The sequence below is a fragment of the uncultured Tateyamaria sp. genome (genome assembly GCF_947503415.1).
In the GTDB taxonomy this organism is placed as follows: Bacteria; Pseudomonadota; Alphaproteobacteria; order Rhodobacterales; family Rhodobacteraceae; genus Tateyamaria.
This window is the reverse complement of record NZ_CANNDS010000001.1, coordinates 1,981,252-1,999,939: the sequence shown is the minus strand read 5'-3', so window position 1 is coordinate 1,999,939 and position 18,688 is coordinate 1,981,252. Positions and strand designations below refer to the sequence as shown.

Sequence of the window (18,688 nt, the reverse complement as noted above, 5' to 3'; positions counted from 1 at the left end):
CCCGTTACACACGTTCCATATTGAAATCACCACGCACACCGGTGCCGTACCGCTGCAATGCGCCATCCTCTCCAACCGCATTGGGCCGGTTGAAAATCCAGTTCTGCCACGCCGTGAGACGGCCAAAAATGCGCGTCTCCATCGTCTCGGGCCCCGCAAAGCGCAGGTTCGCTTCCATCCCCGTCATCGCATCGGGGGAGAAGCTCGCCCGCTCCTCAAGGAAGATGCGGATCTCATCCTCCCAATCGATGTCATCCAGGATCTCGGTCACAAGCCCCGCGTCATCCGCCTCCTCAGCCTCCAACGCCTCACCAATCTGATCGAGCAGCCCCTCAGCATCATCGGACCCATAAAAACGCGTCTGCAACCGCGTCAGGTCATTGCCCATCGGATAGGCCCCGAAATTCCCGTCGCTCAGCATGATGGTGGCCAAGGGCCGATTGTCCCCTTCGAACTCATCTTCCATCATGTAGGACCTGTCCACGGCCCACAGCAGCTCCGCCAGCACACCTGCAAAACAACTGCCATGCTCCACCAAAGCCACAAGCGAGCGCGAGGTCACATCAACTCGCTTCAACACCCGCTTCCAATAGTGCCGGATTTCGTTGCACAGCCAGTGATCCGGGTTCTCCAGAACCAGCGCCTCGTGGGCCAGCACAGCCTCCGGATCGCCCTGTGACCGGATCACCCAAAGCCCGGCTTCCATCTCATTCAGACGCAGATGCAAAACCGCATCTTCCAACTCACGCGCCAGCCGCAGGATGTAGGCTTGATCCCCCGCCTCCACCAACGCCTCCACATCCGCAGGCGCGTCGTTCTCAGGTCCTTTGATCAAAATCTCCGCCCGGCGCGCGTCACGGTCCACGGTCACTTCAACCAGCCCGTAAGACACTGACCCATCGTCAGAAATCGTCCGCTCAATCAGCCCCAGCGCAATCCTCTGCGCGACATCCGCCTTGGCAGACACATCCGCAAACTCCGCCGCACGCTCCGCGACGACGTCATCAAAGCGGGCATTCGGTACAGCCTCGTCCACTAGCTTCCACTGCACGGCGCGCTTGCCCTTCACACCCTCTTCGGTCGAACAGAACACGTCCGCCCGGTCCCGCCGCACCATCCGCTTGTCGGTCACACGCGTCAGGCCACCTGTTCCCGGCAACACGGCCAGCAAAGGCACTTCCGGCAACGCCACCGAAGACGTCGAGTCATCCGTCAGCATGATGTGATTGCACGCCAGCGCCAGCTCATACCCACCGCCCGCACAGGCCCCTTGAATAGCCGCCACATATTTCTGCCCACTCTCGGCCTCCGCCGCCTCATAGGCATTGCGCGTTTCATTCGTGAACTTGCAGAAGTTGACCTTGTGCGAATGCGCAGCCCCACCAAGCATCCGGATATTGGCCCCTGCACAAAACACCCGGTCCTTGGCCGAGCGCATGACAACCACCTTCACCTCCGGATGCTCGAACCGCATCCGCTGGACCACATCGTTCAACTCGATATCAACGCCCAGATCGTAGGAATTCAGCTTCAACTGATAGCCGTCAAACAGCCCGCCATCCTCGTCCACATCCATCCACAGCGTCGCCACCGGCCCGTCATAATCCACACGCCAATGCCTGTAGCGGCTTGGATCAGTACGAAAGTCGATGATCTGGGTCATGAATCAGACAGGCCTTTCAGAGTCAAAAGTAGCATTATGTTACATCAGATCATGGCCAAGATGCACAATACACCGCCATAATTCGCCAATTATTGCACTTTAGTACACTTCCGAGGGCGCATCTTCCAACGCCATCAACGTCTCGCAAAACGCGGCAACGGCGGGCGTCACGATCTCGGGCACACCCTGATGTGGGCTGTGCCCGGCCCCATCCACAATCAACGCCTCCACCGGAGCATAGGCGCGGTCCTCGACCTCGCGCACCTGCGCCAGCGTGCCATACGGGTCCTCTGCCCCCTGAACAACCATCGCCGGAATGCGCCAGTGATCAATCGCGTCACCCACATTCCAATCGGCAAATCCCGGATCAGTCCACGCGTCATGCCAGCCGTAAAACGCCACATCCGGGTGATCGTGGTGCCGCGCCAAACGCGGCTTCAAATCGCCGCCCTCATACGCCCCTTTCGCCGCACGAATGGCCTCCAGCCCCTCCGGCTCGGCAAAGAAATGCGGCGCAATCAGGATCAACCCGCGCACCCGCATATCCGACACCGACCCGGCATAGATCGCCGCAATCGTCGCCCCGTCAGAATGGCCCAACAACACGGCATGTTCGATACCGGCGGCATCCAGAACAGGCCCCAAAACATCCTCCGCTTCGCGCGTCATGTAATCGAGCGGCCTTGGCAAAGACGCAGCAGACGACCGGCCATAGCCCGCCCGCGAATAGGCCAGCACCCCCATGCCTGTCGCCTTCGCCAACGCCTCCGGCCAGTCGCGCCACAGGCCAACGGACCCGAGACCCTCATGCAGCATCACCAGCGTCGGCGCATCGCCTGGCGCAGGCCCCCAGCACGCATATTCCAGAGTCTGCCCCGCAACCGAAACCGTGCCCACACCCCATTCCATCACACACCCTCCCGCAGCTTGAAGCGTTGGATCTTGCCCGTCGCCGTCTTCGGCAGGCTGTCCACACACTCGACCCAGCGGGGATATTTCCACTTGCCCACGCGGTCCTTCACATGCTCTTTCAGCATCTCTTCCAACCCCTCTGGCCGCGCGCCATGCGGCACGACAAAGGCCTTGGGCTTTTCCAATCCATCCTCATCCCGCATCGCCACCACAGCGCATTCCAGAACCGAGGCATGAGACGTGATCGCCTGCTCCACCTCGAACGGGCTGACCCAGATGCCGGACACCTTGAACATGTCATCGGTCCGCCCGCAGTAGACATACCGCCCGTCGTCCCGACGCTCATACTTGTCTCCGGTCCGCGTCCATACGCCCTCGAATGTACCGCGCGTTTTGTCCCGCCGGTTCCAATACCCATCCGCAGCAGAGGCCCCATTGACCAGCAACTCGCCCACCGCACCGACGCCTACATCAACGCCATGCTCGTCCACCAGCCGCACGTCATAGCCGGGCACAGGCACGCCGGACGTGCCATAGACCACATCCCCCGGCGCGTTCGACAAAAAGATATGCAACATCTCGGTCGACCCGACGCCATCCAGGATCGGCACACCGGTCAGCCGCTCCCACCGCACGCCCACATCTTCGGGCAACGCCTCCCCAGCGGAAATGCACGTGCGCAAAGGCGCATCCGGCGCGCCCTCCGCCTCCATATGCGCCACCATCGCGGCATAAAGCGTGGGCACCCCGCAGAACACAGTGGGCTGTTCGTCTGCAATCACCTGAACCATCCCATCGGGCGTTGGCCGGCCGCCAAAGATCACCACGGTCGCGCCAACGGACATCGGAAAGGTCATCGAATTGCCCAAGCCATAGGCGAAAAAGAACTTGGCGGCGGAAAACACCACATCATCCTCACGCACCTGCAACACTTGCGCGCCGTAAGTGTCCGCCGTCGCCTTCAACGCGGAATGGATGTGATGCACCCCCTTCGGCTGCCCGGTCGAGCCCGAGGAATAGAGCCAGAACGCCGTCTCATCGTCCTTGGCCTCAAACGGCTCAATCGCCGCCTCCGCGCGGGCCATGAACGCGTCATACGTCTCCGCCCCCTCCCGCGCAGCGCCAATCACCACGACGTGCCGCAGGTACGGATTGTCCGCCAGCACGGGCGCCACAACATCCCACAGCGCCTCCGACACCATCAGCATTGTCGCACGGCTGTCCCTCAAAATGGTGTCGTAAACCGGTGTCGCCAACAGCGTGTTCAACGGCACCGGCACCACACCCGCCTTCAGCGCACCCCAGAACAGGATCGGAAACTCGATCTGGTCCAAAACCAGCATCGCCACCCGTTCCTCGCGCCGCACATCCGCCGCGTGATAGGCCGCCGCGGCCAGTCCAGACCCGGCGGCAAGCGCGCCATAGGTCAGCTCACGCCCCGTGCCGACCTCGCGAAAGGCGACCTTGTCGCCCCGCCCCTCGGCCACATGCCGGTCCACGAAATAGGATGCCGCGTTTGCCATGTGCCCTCCTCCCAAAGGTCCATGATGATGCTTTATCGTGCAACCTGCGTCAGCCTGCCGCAACCAGCGCGCCGCTCATGCGCAATTTACTGCAACCCGAGCAGCCGCGCTGCGTTGTCCTTCAGGATACCGGGCCGCACCTCGTCCTTGATGTCGATCCCCTCGAAATCCTTGAGCCACCGCTCCGGCGCGATCATCGGCCAGTCCGACCCGAACAGCATCTTCTTGCGCAGGATCGAATTGCAGTAGCGCACAAGGATCGGCGGGAAATATTTCGGCGACCAACCGGACAGGTCGATGTAGACATTCGGCTTGTGCTGCGCGACGGCCAGCGCCTCCTCCTGCCAGGGAAAGCTGGGATGCGCCAGAATGATCTTGAGGTCCGGAAAATCCACCGCCACATCGTCCATATACATCGGGTTCGAATATTTCAGGCGCATCCCGTTGCCACCCTTCATCCCCGACCCAACCCCGGTCTGCCCGGTGTGAAACAGCGCAATGCCCCCCTCGTCCTCGATCGCGCGATAAAGGTCATAGGCCATGCGGTCGTTCGCAAAAAACCCCTGCATGGTCGGGTGGAACTTGAAGCCCTTGATGCCGAACTCGCGCATCAGCCGCTTCGCCTCGCGCACGCCCATCTTGCCCTTCCACGGATCGATACTGGCAAAGGGGATCAACACATCGCTGTTCTCCGCCGCAATCTCCGCCACTTCCTCATTGGCATAGCGGCGATAGCCCGTCTCCCGCTCCGCATCGACGGGAAAAATCACGGCGGCAATGTTCTGCGCCCGGTAATGCGCAGCGGTCTCGGGCACGGTCGGTGGATGTTTCCACGGCGCGCGGAAATACTCCGCCATAGTCGATTGCAAATCGTCATAGCCATCATCCGCATGACACCCGCACGGCTCCTCCGCGTGGGTGTGAATGTCGATGGCGCGGATCTTTTCCAGATCAATCATAGAACAATACTCGCAGGATCATTGTCGTCATAAAGCCGGTCCACCAGATGGGCCCGACGCTCAAGCAGCTTGGCGAAATTGATGTTGCCCTTGGCGGTCACTTCCCCCGCCCCAATGTCGGGTGGGTCGGCCAGAACCAGCGCCCGCGCCACAACGCGGGCGGACCCGGTGACAGCGCCAGCACGCCTGACCATACTCTTACGTATGCCCTCTGATGCTGCGCAGAACAGCGCTCCATCATCACCATCTCCGTCGCGCGCATCAGGCCCCGGCACGATCAGCATCCCGACCTCGTCGCGCCCCGCGCCACAGATCACAACATCCTGCGCCAGCGGACCCAACAGACCCAGCATCTCCAACCGGATCTGCGCCGCCTGCACCCATGTCCCTGTGCTCAGCTTGAAGTCCTCCGACAACCGCCCGTCAAAGCGCAACCCCTTGGCCATATCGTCCGGATCAACAAAGCGCATCGCATCGCCCGTGATGAAAAACCCCTCATCATCAAAGGCTTCCGCTGTTTTCTCAGGCGCGTCATGATACCCGGAGAACACATTATCCCCCTTCACCCGCACATCCATTCGGCCCGCGCCATCATCCACCAGCTTCACGGTCACACCGGTCATGGGCACGCCGACAATGCCCGCCCCCTTGGCCGGCACATGCTGCAACAGCGCCGCAGGCGCCGTCTCGGTCAGCCCCCAGCTTGAGGTGATCAACGGCATCCGCCCCGCCGCTTCCAGCGCCATACGCTCTAGTACGGTCCACGTCTCCTGCGGCAGCGACGCGCCAGCATAAAAGATCATGTCAAGGTCGCGGAAATACGTCTCGCGCAGCGCCGCGTCCTGCTCCATCGCCGCGACCAATTGCGCAAACCCAATCGGCACGTTGAACGATATCGTCCCGGGCACCAGCCCCAAATTCTCAACCGTCCGCCCGAACTTCGCGGGGATTGGCGCGCCATCGTCGATATAGAGCGCCCCGCCATTGGCCAGCACCAGATTGAAGTTATGTGACCCGCCAAACACATGGTTCCACGGCAACCAATCCACCAGCACCGGCGGACGCGCCGCGACAAAGGGCAACCCATCGCGGATCTGCGCCTGATTGGTGGTCATCATGCCATGGGTCGTCACCACGGCCTTGGGATCAGACGTGGACCCCGACGTCAGCAACAGCTTGGCAACGGTCTCCGGCCCAACGCCCGCCTGCGCCGCATCCACATCCGCCGACCCACGCACCCCGTCCAAAGCAGACGCACGCCCAGTCACCACACGCGACACCAACTTGGGACAGTCAAACAGATCCAGCGCAGGTCCAAACGCCTCATCATCCGCCGCATAGACTAGCGCAGGCTTCACCAGTTCGCGCACGTAGTCCAGGCGCCCCCGCGCCTCCGGGATCAAACTGTACTGCGCCGCCACAGGGACGGTGACTAAGCCCACATACTGCGCCGCCAATGTCAGCAAGGCGTGATCCACCGAATTGCCCGACAGGATCAGGATCGGCCCGTCCAGACCCCGCGCCAGCAACCCAGCCGCCAACCCACGCACCCGGCGCAACGCCTCGGCATACGATACCGTACGCCAGCCATCCCCAGACCGCTCTGCCAGAAACACAGCCTCCGGCGTCCGCGTCGCCCACCGATCCAGCCAAACACCCGTCGACAGATCCACCGCCGACATCTCGTAGCCCGAGCGCAGCAAAATCGACCCATCCGGCCGATCCTCCCGCACCACCTTGTGCGGACGCAGGCCCAGATGGTCGGTCATCCCAGCCCCTCGATGCGCATCAGCGCCTTCTTCACCGCCGCAATCTCGACCTCGCGCAACCCATCCAGCATCCGCCGGTCATGGGCCCGCACCGCCGCCCGCGCCTTGTCATAGACCTGCCGCCCCGCCAGCGTGCACTGCAACGCATAGGCCCGGCGATCCGTTTCCGATGGCGCACGCGTGACCCAACCCGCCTCCTCCAACTGGTCCACATAAACCACCACATTCGCCCGCTCGACGGACAAGGCCCCCGCCAACTGGCTGGGCCGCAACCCGGGGTTCTCGACAATCATCGACAGCGCGGAAAAGGTCAGCATCCGCAGGCCAAACGGCTCCAGCGTCCGCGCCAGATCGGCCTGCACCACGTTGAACGCCCGCTTCATGTTGTAGCCCACAAGGTCGCGCAGCGCCGCGTCCGACACCTCCACCTCGGGCTTGTCCTTGGGCTTCTCCATCACCGGAACCTCGGGGCGCGTTTCTCAAGAAAGGCCGCCAACCCCTCATGCGCATCAGGCGAGGTTTGGGCCAAGGCCGCCGCCATGCTCTCCACAAACAACCCATCCTGCCGGGACATATCCGTAATCCGCGCAATCCCCTGGATCATCATGTAATTCGACAGCGGCGCGTTCCCGGCAATCTGTTCGGCAATCTCCAGCGCGCGGGGCAAAGCCTCCCCCGTTCCAACCGCGTAATGTGCCAGCCCCAACGCCACCGCCTCATCCGTACCATATTTCCGCCCGGTCAGCATCATCTCGGTCATACGGTCCGGCCCCAGAATGCGCCCCACACGCACCGTCGCCCCGCCGCCCACAAAGATGCCCCGCCGCCCCTCGGGCAGTTGAAAGATGCAATCAGGCTCGGCAATCCGCACATGGGTCGACGTGGCCAACTCAAGCCCGCCGCCAATCACAGCCCCGGTCATGGCGGACACCACCGGCAGGCCCGATCCCTGCACCTTGTCCATGACGCCATGCCATCCACGCGAATGGTGCAAGGTTCCTTCGGCATCCCGCGCCACATGCTCACTCAGGTCCAGACCCGCGCAATAATGCCCGCCGTCACCGGTGATCACCGCCACCCGCACCCCCTCGGGCGGGGCAGAGAAAAACGCATCAATCTCGGCCAGCAGCCCGTCCGACATGGCGTTCCGCTTCTCGGCCCGGTTCAGGGTCAGAACGGCGATCCTGTCCTGCACATCGACCAACAAATCCGGCATGCGCACCTCATTAGTTATATTTCATAACTACCCAAGCACAGAGCCCCCGATTCCAGCAACCCCCGTCGTTAACCGGGCATTAAGGTTAACACCCCGCCCGCACCGTTAACCCGCATCCCAGTGCTTAAGCGGTGTACGGGGGGTGCACAGGGGGTGTACGGGTTGTGCATCGCCCAAACCCCTTGTTTTCCTGCCGTTAACCCGCATTCCCGTGCCCCCGTGCCAAACAGGGCACCGAACGTTGCGCGTCAGGGGATCAAAAACAGCGTAATCGCCGGAAACGCGACCAGCAAAATCACCCGGAAAATGTCCGACCCGACAAAGAACATCACGGCCTTGTACGTCTCGGTCATCGGCGTCTCCCGGTCCATCGCGTTGATGATAAACAGGTTCATGCCCACCGGCGGCGTGATCAATCCAACCTCCACCACGATCAGCACCAGAATGCCAAACCAGATCGCCACATGCTCGGGCGTCATCCCAAAATCGAGGCCGGAGATGACCGGGAAAAAGATCGGCACCGTCAGCAGGATCATCGACAGGCTGTCCATCACACAGCCGAACACAAGGTAGAACAGCAGGATCACACTCAGCACCAGAATGGGCGTAAACCCTTGGGACAGAACGAAATCCGCCAGCCATTGCGGCGCGCCCGACAGGGCCAGGAAGTTGTTGTAAAGCGACGCGCCCAGCACGATGAAAAAGATCATGGCCGTCGTCTTGGCCGTCCCGATCAGCGCCTCCCCCAGCACCCGCCAAGTCAGGTTGCCACCTATCAACGCCACCAGCCCCGTGCCCGCCGCACCAATGGCAGCACCCTCGGTCGGCGTGAACCAACCGGCATAAATACCGCCGACAACCAGTGCAAAGATTGCCAGCACGGGCCACGTCTCGGCCAACGCTTTCCAGCGTTCGGCCATTGGCACAGCCTCCCGGGTGCCTGCGCTGTCCGGGTACAGGCGCACATAGATCGAAATGGTGATCACATAGCCAATCGCCGCCAGAATGCCGGGAATGAACGCCGCTAGGAACAGCTTGGCAATGTTCTGCTCGGTGATGATCGCATAGATCACGAGGATTACCGACGGCGGGATCAGGATGCCCAGCGTGCCCCCCGCAGCCAAGGTGGCGGTCGAGAAACCCCCTGAATATCCATATCTTTTCAGCTCCGGCAGCGCCACACGGCTCATCGTGGCCGCGGTCGCCAAAGACGATCCACAGATCGCCCCGAACCCCGCACAGGCCCCCACGGATGCCATCGCAACGCCCCCACGCCGGTGCCCCAAAAAGCTCTCCGCTGCCTTGAACAGCGCCGTTGACATGCCCGACAGGGTCGCGAATTGCCCCATCAGCAGGAACATCGGGATGATGGTTAACGAGTAGTTAGAGAATGTGGTGTATGTCTCGGATTTCAGCTTGGCGAGGATCGGCGTGGGGTTGCCGTTCATCGCGAATATCCAGCCCAGAAGCCCCATGAGGAACATTGCCAGCCCAATCGGCGCGCGCAAAAAAATCAGGCCCAGCAGGATCGGGAACGACCAGAACCCCAGTTCCAGCCGGGTCAGGCCCAGAAATTGGACAATCTCGCGAATCCAGTCCATGTGCCGTTAACCCTCTGGTAAGATTTGGCGTCCGGTGGCCGCTTCGACCACCCGGACCCAGGCGCAATAGACCGCCGTGAGGCTCGCAATCGCCGCCGCTCCGACACTCGCGGCATAGGCCCACCAGACCGGAAATTGCAAGAACAGCGTCGTCTCGCCATTGCCGATGTAGCGCAGCATTCCGTCATAAAGACGCAGGCCGATGAATACGATCACAGCGGCCAGCACGACCTCCCAAAACGCGCGCAGCCAGCCCAAAGGACAGCGCGGCATGGCAGACGTGAACACATCGACCGTCGCGTGTTGGCCATAGAATTGGCAGACCGGAAAGAACGCAAAAATGGCAAAGGCGACACCCGCTTCGGTCAGCTCATAGGTGCCCCGAATCTCGTCCACCCCGGACGCGATCAGCATCTGCCCCAACCACCCTTCGCCCATCGAATGGCCCAGCTTCGACAGCTCCCGCCCGATGATGGACAGGGTCGTGAGCAGGATGAGGATGACCAGAACGATCCCCCCAATCACCGCGGACATCCGCGACAGCCATTTCACCAACCCGTACATATCTGCCTCATATTATTGGAAAAATAGGGCCGCAGCATTCCTGCCACGGCCCGACTTTCAAAAGTGTGAACGGCTCAGCCTTCGTAGGCGTCCATCAGCGCGCGCGCCTCGTCGATCAGGGCTTGCCCGTCGATGCCTTTGCTTTCCATGTCCGCGACCCACTCGTCATAGATGGGCTGCGCGGCTGCACGCCAGGCGTCCAGATCGGCGCCGGATACAGTCACGATGTTGTTGCCATTCGACACCGCAAACTCACGCGCCGGACCATCGGAATCGGCCTGCGTGCCACCCGCAAAGATGCTGAACTCCAGCCCCGAATTGTCGTCGATCACCTGACGCAGATCATCGGGCAGGCTGTCATAACGATCCTTGTTCATCGCAAGCACAAAGGTGAGCGTATAGAGGGCGTTACCCTCGAACTCGGTATGGTTGCCCACCAGTTCCGGCACCTTCAACGCGCCAGTGACTTCCCAGGGGATCGTGGTGCCATCGATCACCCCCTTGCTCAGGCCCTCAGGCACGGCAGGCACAGGCATGCCCACAGGTGTGGCGCCCATCTTTTCCAGCAGGTTATTGACGGTCCGCGACCCGCCCCGGATCTTCAGCCCTTCCATATCGGCAGGCGTCTTTACCTCGTCCTTGGTGTGGATCATGCCGGGGCCATGGACCCATGTGCCAAGGATATGCACGTCCTTGAATTCGGTATCTTTCATATGTTTTTCAAACATTTGCCAGTAGGCTGACGACATCGCGCGCGCGTCTGTCATCATGAAGGGCAGTTCGAACACCTCGGTGCTGGGATACCGACCGGGGGTGTAGCCCACCACGGTCCAGACGATATCAGCGACCCCATCAATGGCCTGGTCCATCAACTCAGGCGGACGCCCACCCAGTTGCATCGACGGATAACGATCCACCTTGATCCGGCCACCGCTGGCCTCTTCCACATTGTCGGCCCAGACATCCAGAACCAGCTTGGGCACATTGGCCTGCGCAGGCAGGAACTGGTGCAGGTTCAACGTGACCTCTTGGGCAAAGGCGGCTGTGCCCGACCCGATGGCAAGGGCCGCAGCGCCCACCATGTTCAGGAATGATTTGCGTGTGAGTGACATGTATTTCCTCCCTAATCTGGTCAGGCATCCACGGCCTGACTCGCTCTTCCGGGGGAATTGTTATGCAACGCAACTAATTCTGTCACCCGCCTTTGTAACTATATCGCCGGTTTCTGCGCAGGGGGTCTAGCTGCGGGGTTGGGTAGTATCAGGATCATACGGGCCGGGTGCAATGACACGGGCCGGCACCAATGCACCCAGCATATCCACAGTTATTTCAGTACCTTGCGCGGCCAGATCAGGCGGCACAAAAGCATAGGCAAGGTTCATGCCCACCCGGTGCCCCCAATCGCCCGAGGTCACAGTGCCCACAACTTTGCCGTCCTGCATAAGCGATGCGCCCGGATGGGCATGCGATGTTGTGCTGTCCACCGCCAGGCTCACCAGCTTCGCCGTTAGGCCCTTGGCCTGCCGCGCCTCCAGCGCCGCCTTGCCCACAAAATCCTTGTCCATCTTCACAAACCGGTCCAGCCCCGTCTCGAACGGATCGAACTCGGTGATCAGGTCCGCCTTCCAATGCAGATACCCCTTCTCCATCCGCATCGACTCCACCGCGCGCGCGCCAAACAGGTGTAGCCCGTGCCCCTCACCCGCCGCGCGCAACGCCAGATAGGCGGCATAAAGCTGGTTGTTGGGCACGTGGATTTCATAGGCCAACTCACCCGAGAAACTCACCGACATCACCACCGCAGGTGCGATCCCGACAAAGGCGCGACGCACCGACAGCCACGGGAATGCGGCCTTTGACCAATCCCCGCGTGACGCAGCCGACAGGACCTCTCTCGCCTTTGGGCCCGCCAAGACAAGGATCGTGTAGTCATTTGTAAGCGACTGAAAGGACACATCAAACCCGTCCGCGTGCGCGCACAGCCAATCCATGTCGTGCCACTCCGCCGCCGCCGCCGACCCATACCACACCGGCCCGTCGGGAATGTTGGCGATGGTCGCTTCAGCCTTCACACAGCCATGGTCGTTCAACAAATAGCCAAGCCCAACCTTGCCCCCCTTCCGCGTCACGCGCCCGCACATCACGTGGTCCAGAAAGTCATGCGCGTCCGGACCGGTGATCTCGATCCGGTTGAACCCGTTCACCTCGGCCAGACCCACTCCGGTCTGAACCGCCTTCACCTCTTCCGCGACTATGTCAAAGGCTTCGTCAAAGCCAAACCCGTGCGTCACCTCGAAGTCAGGCGTGGGCTTGAAATACTCCGCCCGCTCCCACCCATTCACAACGGTAAACTCCGCCCCCTCAGCCGCCAGCACGGGCGTCAAAGGCGTGGTTTTCATGGGCCTTCCAGCCGGGCGATGCTCGTTCGGGAAGTGGAACCGAAACTCGTTCTGATAGTCTTCAATCGCCTTCAGCGCCGTCAGTTCCACATTGCCATGCCCGGTGAACCTGCGAGGGTCGAGACACCACGTGTCATAGCACGCCTCGCCGTGCACGATCTGTTGGGCCAGCAGCCAGCCATGGCCCCCGCCCTCGCCCAACCCAGCGCGCAAGCCTATGATACAAAACGCATTCCGCTTGCCGGGGATCGGCCCAACCAAAGGCGCGCCGTCTATGGTGTAGGTGATCGGCCCGTTCACGACGTTCTTGATACCGACGTCCATCAGCGCAGGCATCCGCTCAAACGCACCCTCCAGCACATCCGTGATCCGGTCCAGATCATCCGGGCACAGATCGTTCGAAAAGTCGGGCGAAATCCCGTCCATGCCCCAGGTCTTGCAGTCCTGTTCGTAGAAGCCCAAGAGCAGCCCATTCTTCTCTTGCCGACAGTAATAGTCGCTGATCGGGCAGCGCAGCAGCGGCATCCGATGCCCCGCCTCTACAATGCCCGGGATTTCGTCGGTGACGAAATACTGATGCTCCATCGACGTGACGGGATGGTGCACCCCCATCATCGCGCCCACCTCATTCACCCGGTAGCCACAGGCGTTCACAACAACCTCGCAGGCAATATCACCCTTGTTTGTATGGACAACCCAACTGTCGTCCCTGAGCTGCGTCAGCCCGGTGACATTTGTCTGACGGTACACTTCCGCCCCCGCGTTGCGCGCGCGCCGCGCCAACGCCTGACACAAGCTCGCCGGGTCAATATCCCCGTCATTGCCGTCCCAAAGCCCCCCCAACAGGTTGTCGGTCGAGATCAGAGGATGCCGCAGCGCACATTCGGCGGCATCAATCACCTCGAACTCCACACCCATGCCCCGCGCCATGGAGGCAAAATGGCGATACCCGTCCATCTGGGCTTCGGTATTGGCCAGCCGAATGCCGCCGTCGCCATGATTGTACTGCACCGGATAATCCGGATCGTCGCGCAGTTCCTGATAGAGGTTGATGGAATGCGTCTTGAGGCCGACCATCGTCTGGTTCATGCCGAAATTCGTGACCTGTGCCGCCGAATGCCAAGTGGTTCCGCTGGTCAACTCGTCCCGTTCAACCAAAACCACGTCGGTCCACCCCTCCTGCGTCAGATGATACAGGGTCGAACAGCCAGCAATGCCACCGCCAATCACAACGGCTCGGGTCTGGGTCTTCATGGGCTACGCTCCGGATCGGTATGTTTTGCGGACCATCGAAGGGCGCGCAGGTCCGGTCAATCAGGAGATTTTACCTTCAGCGTTCTTAAAACCTGCATTTGCCATCCCCAAAACCAAAGCACGACGCTTGCCTGATCCGAAAACTTGAACGCCCCTGATCCCATGTCCGACCCCAAACCCATCCGCAAAGGACGCAGCGCACGTAAAAAGGCCCGCGCCGCTGGGCCACCAATGAACCCCGCACCACCGGGCCAGATGGGCGGGCAATACCGGCCTGTGTCCGACGCAGACATTCAGGCCATTTACGCCACCGCCCTGCGCCTTCTGTCCGAACTGGGCATGGGCGAAGTTCCGGGCCGATTACGCCAAACCCTCGAAACTGCGGGCGCGCACAGCCTGTCCAACGGGCGGATATCACTGCCAAAAACGCTGGTAGAAGAGGCCATAGACCAAGCGCCCAAAACCTTCCCCCTGCATGGCCGCGACCCCGCGCGCACGATCGAGGTTGGCGGCAACGCGGTCCACTTCGGCACCGGCGGTGCAGCCGTGCAAACCCTCGATCGGCAGACGCGGCTCTACCGCCCGTCCACGCTCGCCGACCTGCATGACTTCACCCGGCTCCAAGACACACTTACCAATGTCAGCTGGTTCACCCGCTGCTGCATCGCAGGCGACATGGGCACCGAATGGCTGCTCGACATCAACACCGCCTACGCGCTGATCCGGAACACCACCAAACCCGTCGCCACGGCATTTACACTCGCGGAGCATGTCGCCCCCATCGTCCACATGTTCGACATGCTGGCCGGGGGCGACGGTGCCTTTGCCAAGCGCCCTTTCGTGAAGGCGCATATCAGCCCCGTCATCTCGCCCATGCGCTTTGGTGCGGATGCGATGGACACGGTTTACGAATGCCTCGCGCACAACATCCCCGTCAGTTGCATCACCGCCGCTCAGGCAGGGGCCACCGCACCCGCCACACTTGCAGGGTTCCTCGCTCAATCGCTGGCCGAGACGCTGGCCAGCCTTGTGATGGTGCACGCGATCAAGCCGGGCCACCCGATGGTGTTTTCGAACTGGCCCCTGGTCATCGACCTGCGCACGGGCGCTTTTGCTGGCGGAGGCGGAGAGATCGCAGTGATGAACGCCGCCTCCGCCCAGATCATCAACCACCTTGGCCTCGTCTCAGGTGTGGCGGCCTCCATGACGGACGCCAAAGCGCTGGACGCGCAATACGGCACCGAAAAGGGGCTCACGTCGCTGGCTGCCGCCCTTGCAGGCGGCAACCTAATCTACGAAAGTTCTGGCATGACTGCCGCTCTTTTAGGTGCCAGCTTCGAAGCCTTTGCGCTGGATGACGAGATGCATGGCCTGACCTATCGTATCCTGCGCGGCGTCGAAGTATCGGACGACACGCTGGACTATGACGGCATCTGCGGTGCGGTGATGGGCGAGGGTCACTTCCTTGGCGGACCAGCCACCATCGCCGTGATGGAGCGGGACTATGTCTACCCCAGCCTCGCCGACCGGGACACGCCAAAGACATGGGAAGACACCGGCGCGCTCACGTCATGGGACCGGGCCGCGGCCCGCGTGGACGATATCCTTGCCAATCACCATCCGTCCTATATCGATGACGCAACCGATGCCGCCATTCGCGCGGCCTTCGACATCAGATACCCCTGAGAGGCACGCCATGACCGTCAAAGACACCCAAGCCATGATCGCAGGCATGACACCGGTTCTGGTACCCGGCGATTGGGTGTTTTGCGCCGTGACAGGCACGGGTACCATTCCAGCAGATGCTTTCGCCGTTATTCAAGAGGTCGAAGGCACCACCCTCATCCTGCCCGAAGCCACGGCCAAGGCGGGCGGCTATGAAAGCAGTGCAGTGATGCAACAGATCACCCTGCAGGTGAATTCCGATCTCGAAGGCGTTGGCCTCACTGCCGCAGTCGCCACTGCTCTGACAGCGCAGAACATCCCCTGCAACGTCGTCGCGGGCTACCACCACGATCACATCTTCGTTCCGAAAACGCAGGGCGGCATCGCCTATGCCGCACTTCTCAACGTGCAGGGCGACGCGAGATAGCATGGCGCAAACTGTTTCTTCTGACAAAAATACAACGGGGTCTGGGGAAACGCCCCAGTGCAGCGCGCCGCACGTCGCCTCGGCAGAGTATCGACGTAGGCCGATGCGCGAGACGGGCCAGAGACGCCCATAGTTGCGCAAAGCCCCTCGCTGGAGTTTCGGACATTGCAGATCACATGTCACGTTAATCCCCTCGCAGGCGTTCGGGCATCAAATTCCTAAAATCGGTCCCCCCGGACCGATTGTATTGCTTCGCAAATCAGAATTTGATGGTGGCTTGGGAGAGACTTGAACTCCTGACCTCAGCGTAGCGCCCAAAGCGATGCGCGTCAGTCGGGCCATCCGCGGCGCGCAACCTATCAAACAAAGGTACATGTGTAAGGTGGTGGCGTGGGGGAGACTTGAACTCCCGACCTCTCGATTATGAGTCGAGCGCTCTAACCAGCTGAGCTACCGCGCCATGGGGGCGTGACCTAAGCCAGCCCTCTGGAGTCGTCAAGCGCGAAATCAGGTGTTTGCGCTGCGCACTGTCTCGATCATCAAGGACACGTTGTCTGGGTCTGCATCCGGTGTGATCCCGTGGCCCAGATTGAAGATATGCGGCCCCTTGGAAAACGCCTTCACAATCGCGCGCGTTTCATCCACCAGAGCCTGCCCGCCGGTCACCATATGAGACGACGCAAGGTTGCCCTGTACGCACCCGTCAACCTGCACATTGGCAGCTGCCCAATCGGGCGAAACCGAGTTGTCCAAAGCGACACAATCGACGCCTGTGGCCTTATGGAAGCCAATGTATCCCTCACCCGCCTCACGCGGGAAACCGATGATGGGAATGTGCGGATATCGCGCCTTCAAAGCCCCGGTAATCTCGGCACAGGGTGCAACAGCGTATTTCTGAAACGCGTCGCCTTTCAGCGACCCGGCCCAACTGTCAAAAATCTTCACGACCTCCGCGCCTGCATCGATCTGAGCTGCCAGATATTCAATCGTCGCCGCCGTGATCCGCGCCATCAGCGCATCGAACGCCTCCGGCGCGCCTTCGCGCATCGCGTGGGCTGGCCCCTGATCCGGCGTGCCCTGACCCGCGATCATGTAGGTGGCCACGGTCCAAGGTGCGCCAGCAAAGCCGATCAAAGTCGTCTCGGCTGGCAATTCCCGCCGCAAGATCTTCACCGTCTCGTAGATGGGGTTCAACGTCTCGTGAATCGCGTCCACAGGCTTCAACGCATCCACACCCGCCTGATCCGTGATGGTCGACAACCGCGGGCCTTCGCCTGTGACAAACCACAAATCGGCACCCAAAGCCTGCGGCACCAACAGGATATCGGCAAACAAAATCGCCGCATCAAAGCCATAGCGACGGATGGGCTGCAGCGTCACTTCGGCGGCCAGCTCAGGATTGTAGCACAGCGACAAAAAATCCCCGGCCTGCGCACGCGTCGCCTTGTATTCAGGCAAATACCGCCCCGCCTGACGCATCATCCAGATGGGGGGCGTGGGCAAAACCTCACCCGCCAAAGCCCGCAAAATCGTCTTGGCCGACCCACCATCTTTCATCGCGCACATCCCTGTCGTTCGTTTCCAGTTGTCAACATAAGTTGACACACCTAAAAGATAAACCCATGACTGTGCGCCTACCTTCTCCCGCCGCTCCGCTCAAGATCGGAACCCGCGGATCGCCCCTCGCCCTTGCCCAAGCCCACGAGACGCGCCAGCGTCTGAGCACTGCGTTCGATCTGCCCAAAGAGGCGTTCGAGATCGTCGTGATCAAGGTGCAAGGCGATGACCGTTCCATGATCGCCGCCGACCGCCCCCTGAAGGAAATCGGCAACAAGGGTCTGTTTACCCGAGAGATCGAAGAGGCGCTGCTGGATGGCGGCATCGACATTGCCGTCCATTCAATGAAGGATATGCCAACGGTCCAACCGGACGGCCTGATCCTCGACACATACCTGCCGCGCGAAGACGTGCGCGACGCGTTTGTATCCCCGAAGTACAAAGCCATCGCCGACCTGCCCGAGGGAGCCACTGTCGGGAGTTCGTCCCTGCGCCGCCGTGCGCAACTCATGCACACGCGGTCCGACCTGAATGTGGTCGAGTTTCGCGGCAACGTGCAAACACGGCTGCAAAAGCTGACCGACGGCGTGGCCGATTGCACCTTCCTTGCCTGCGCTGGCCTGAACCGCCTGAACATGACAGATGTGCCTGCCACCCCGGTCGAAACAACAGACATGCTGCCCGCCATCGCCCAAGGCGCCATCGGCATTGAACGGCGGCTGAATGACGACAACACGGCCCAAATGCTGGCCGCCATCCACGACGCCGCGACCGGGCACCGCCTCGCCGCCGAACGGCAGTTCCTGTTCACACTCGACGGCTCTTGCGAAACACCGATCGCCGGCCTCGCCACTCTCGATGGCGACACGTTGACACTCACGGGCGAAGTTCTCCGCCCCGACGGCTCCGACGCCATAAGTGGCACACGTCAGGGTTCTATCGCCGACGGCAAAGCCATGGGCACAGACCTCGGGCAGGACCTGCTCAAAACCGCAGGCAAAGGCTTTTTCGACTGGCACTGATCCGCTTTCATCTTGCCGGTTAAACTCCGGGGGAGGCCGCAGGCCGGGGGCAGAGCCCCAATTGTTGGCATACGCAACGGTCCGACCGTCAGGCGCTGTTGAAACAGCGAAGACGAACACGCTCGTGTCATCCACGCGGTCGCCGCTTGACCGACTC

At 61.4% G+C, this 18,688-nt stretch carries 15 protein-coding genes and 1 tRNA gene; 3 read left to right on the top strand and 13 right to left on the bottom strand.

The annotated features are described in order from the left end of the window. Nucleotides 1-4: 4 nt before the first annotated feature. The 11 genes from boxC to Q1A32_RS09700 form a co-directional block, all read right to left on the bottom strand. A complete protein-coding gene (gene boxC, locus Q1A32_RS09750) occupies nt 5-1,663 on the bottom strand; it encodes a 2,3-epoxybenzoyl-CoA dihydrolase (RefSeq protein ID WP_299652267.1) in 1,659 nt (552 codons plus the stop codon). 99 nt (nt 1,664-1,762) lie between these two features. Continuing rightward, nucleotides 1,763-2,572, bottom strand: coding sequence for an alpha/beta fold hydrolase (locus Q1A32_RS09745; RefSeq protein ID WP_299652265.1), 810 nt, complete (start codon nt 2,570-2,572; stop codon nt 1,763-1,765). Continuing rightward, the gene (locus Q1A32_RS09740; protein ID WP_299652263.1) at nt 2,572-4,098 is read right to left on the bottom strand and encodes a benzoate-CoA ligase family protein; all 1,527 of its coding nucleotides are present in this window, start codon (nt 4,096-4,098) and stop codon (nt 2,572-2,574) included. Before Q1A32_RS09740 ends, Q1A32_RS09745 begins: the two co-directional genes overlap by 1 nt. Nucleotides 4,099-4,184: 86 nt before the next feature. Beyond that, on the bottom strand, nt 4,185-5,057 hold the full coding sequence (locus tag Q1A32_RS09735) for an amidohydrolase family protein (protein ID WP_299652261.1): 873 nt from the start codon (nt 5,055-5,057) through the stop codon (nt 4,185-4,187). Continuing rightward, on the bottom strand, nt 5,054-6,826 hold the full coding sequence (locus Q1A32_RS09730; protein ID WP_299652259.1) for a feruloyl-CoA synthase: 1,773 nt from the start codon (nt 6,824-6,826) through the stop codon (nt 5,054-5,056). Before Q1A32_RS09730 ends, Q1A32_RS09735 begins: the two co-directional genes overlap by 4 nt. Continuing rightward, the gene (locus tag Q1A32_RS09725) at nt 6,823-7,281 is read right to left on the bottom strand and encodes a MarR family winged helix-turn-helix transcriptional regulator (protein ID WP_299652257.1); all 459 of its coding nucleotides are present in this window, start codon (nt 7,279-7,281) and stop codon (nt 6,823-6,825) included. The genes Q1A32_RS09730 and Q1A32_RS09725 overlap by 4 nt, the downstream gene beginning before the upstream one ends. Continuing rightward, complete coding sequence (locus Q1A32_RS09720; RefSeq protein WP_299652255.1) at nt 7,281-8,042, bottom strand: crotonase/enoyl-CoA hydratase family protein; 762 nt, start codon at nt 8,040-8,042, stop codon at nt 7,281-7,283. The genes Q1A32_RS09725 and Q1A32_RS09720 overlap by 1 nt, the downstream gene beginning before the upstream one ends. A gap of 248 nt (nt 8,043-8,290) precedes the next feature. After that, nucleotides 8,291-9,607: a TRAP transporter large permease gene (locus Q1A32_RS09715; protein WP_299652865.1), complete on the bottom strand. Its 1,317-nt coding sequence runs from the start codon at nt 9,605-9,607 to the stop codon at nt 8,291-8,293. Nucleotides 9,608-9,649: 42 nt separating this feature from the next. Beyond that, a complete protein-coding gene (locus tag Q1A32_RS09710; protein ID WP_299652253.1) occupies nt 9,650-10,207 on the bottom strand; it encodes a TRAP transporter small permease in 558 nt (185 codons plus the stop codon). Nucleotides 10,208-10,281: 74 nt separating this feature from the next. Then, entirely contained in the window at nt 10,282-11,319 is a 1,038-nt protein-coding gene (locus tag Q1A32_RS09705) for a TRAP transporter substrate-binding protein (RefSeq protein ID WP_299613067.1), read from the bottom strand. A gap of 126 nt (nt 11,320-11,445) precedes the next feature. Continuing rightward, the gene (locus Q1A32_RS09700; protein ID WP_299652251.1) at nt 11,446-13,860 is read right to left on the bottom strand and encodes an FAD-dependent oxidoreductase; all 2,415 of its coding nucleotides are present in this window, start codon (nt 13,858-13,860) and stop codon (nt 11,446-11,448) included. A 162-nt stretch (nt 13,861-14,022) separates the two neighbouring features. Between Q1A32_RS09700 and Q1A32_RS09695 the strand changes: the two genes are divergently transcribed. Both Q1A32_RS09695 and Q1A32_RS09690 read left to right on the top strand, forming a co-directional pair. After that, a complete protein-coding gene (locus Q1A32_RS09695) occupies nt 14,023-15,546 on the top strand; it encodes a trimethylamine methyltransferase family protein (RefSeq protein WP_299652248.1) in 1,524 nt (507 codons plus the stop codon). Between the two features lie 10 nt (nt 15,547-15,556). Then, entirely contained in the window at nt 15,557-15,952 is a 396-nt protein-coding gene (locus tag Q1A32_RS09690) for an ACT domain-containing protein (protein WP_299652246.1), read from the top strand. Between the two features lie 383 nt (nt 15,953-16,335). Here Q1A32_RS09690 and Q1A32_RS09685 read toward each other — a convergent pair. Together Q1A32_RS09685 and hemE are read right to left on the bottom strand one after the other, a co-directional pair. Continuing rightward, nucleotides 16,336-16,412: transfer RNA gene (locus Q1A32_RS09685), tRNA-Met, on the bottom strand. Nucleotides 16,413-16,459: 47 nt separating this feature from the next. Then, nucleotides 16,460-17,509, bottom strand: a complete 1,050-nt coding sequence (gene hemE, locus Q1A32_RS09680; protein WP_299652244.1) for a uroporphyrinogen decarboxylase — start codon at nt 17,507-17,509, stop codon at nt 16,460-16,462. Between the two features lie 65 nt (nt 17,510-17,574). On the opposite strand from hemE, the gene hemC reads away from it, so the two are divergent. Next, nucleotides 17,575-18,531, top strand: coding sequence for a hydroxymethylbilane synthase (hemC, locus tag Q1A32_RS09675; RefSeq protein ID WP_299652243.1), 957 nt, complete (start codon nt 17,575-17,577; stop codon nt 18,529-18,531). The last annotated feature ends 157 nt before the right edge of the window (nt 18,532-18,688 follow it).

Bases quoted from the DNA above. Each gene is read 5' to 3' on its own strand.
- Q1A32_RS09690 (WP_299652246.1), top strand. From the start codon at position 15,557: ATGACCGTCAAAGACACCCAAGCCATGATCGCAGGCATGACACCGGTT.
- Q1A32_RS09695 (WP_299652248.1), top strand. From the start codon at position 14,023: ATGTCCGACCCCAAACCCATCCGCAAAGGACGCAGCGCACGTAAAAAG.
- hemE (WP_299652244.1), bottom strand. From the start codon at position 17,509: ATGAAAGATGGTGGGTCGGCCAAGACGATTTTGCGGGCTTTGGCGGGT.
- Q1A32_RS09725 (WP_299652257.1), bottom strand. From the start codon at position 7,281: ATGGAGAAGCCCAAGGACAAGCCCGAGGTGGAGGTGTCGGACGCGGCG.
- Q1A32_RS09720 (WP_299652255.1), bottom strand. From the start codon at position 8,042: ATGCCGGATTTGTTGGTCGATGTGCAGGACAGGATCGCCGTTCTGACC.
- hemC (WP_299652243.1), top strand. From the start codon at position 17,575: ATGACTGTGCGCCTACCTTCTCCCGCCGCTCCGCTCAAGATCGGAACC.
- Q1A32_RS09705 (WP_299613067.1), bottom strand. From the start codon at position 11,319: ATGTCACTCACACGCAAATCATTCCTGAACATGGTGGGCGCTGCGGCC.
- Q1A32_RS09730 (WP_299652259.1), bottom strand. From the start codon at position 6,826: ATGACCGACCATCTGGGCCTGCGTCCGCACAAGGTGGTGCGGGAGGAT.
- boxC (WP_299652267.1), bottom strand. From the start codon at position 1,663: ATGACCCAGATCATCGACTTTCGTACTGATCCAAGCCGCTACAGGCAT.
- Q1A32_RS09735 (WP_299652261.1), bottom strand. From the start codon at position 5,057: ATGATTGATCTGGAAAAGATCCGCGCCATCGACATTCACACCCACGCG.
- Q1A32_RS09740 (WP_299652263.1), bottom strand. From the start codon at position 4,098: ATGGCAAACGCGGCATCCTATTTCGTGGACCGGCATGTGGCCGAGGGG.
- Q1A32_RS09745 (WP_299652265.1), bottom strand. From the start codon at position 2,572: ATGGAATGGGGTGTGGGCACGGTTTCGGTTGCGGGGCAGACTCTGGAA.
- Q1A32_RS09700 (WP_299652251.1), bottom strand. From the start codon at position 13,860: ATGAAGACCCAGACCCGAGCCGTTGTGATTGGCGGTGGCATTGCTGGC.
- Q1A32_RS09710 (WP_299652253.1), bottom strand. From the start codon at position 10,207: ATGTACGGGTTGGTGAAATGGCTGTCGCGGATGTCCGCGGTGATTGGG.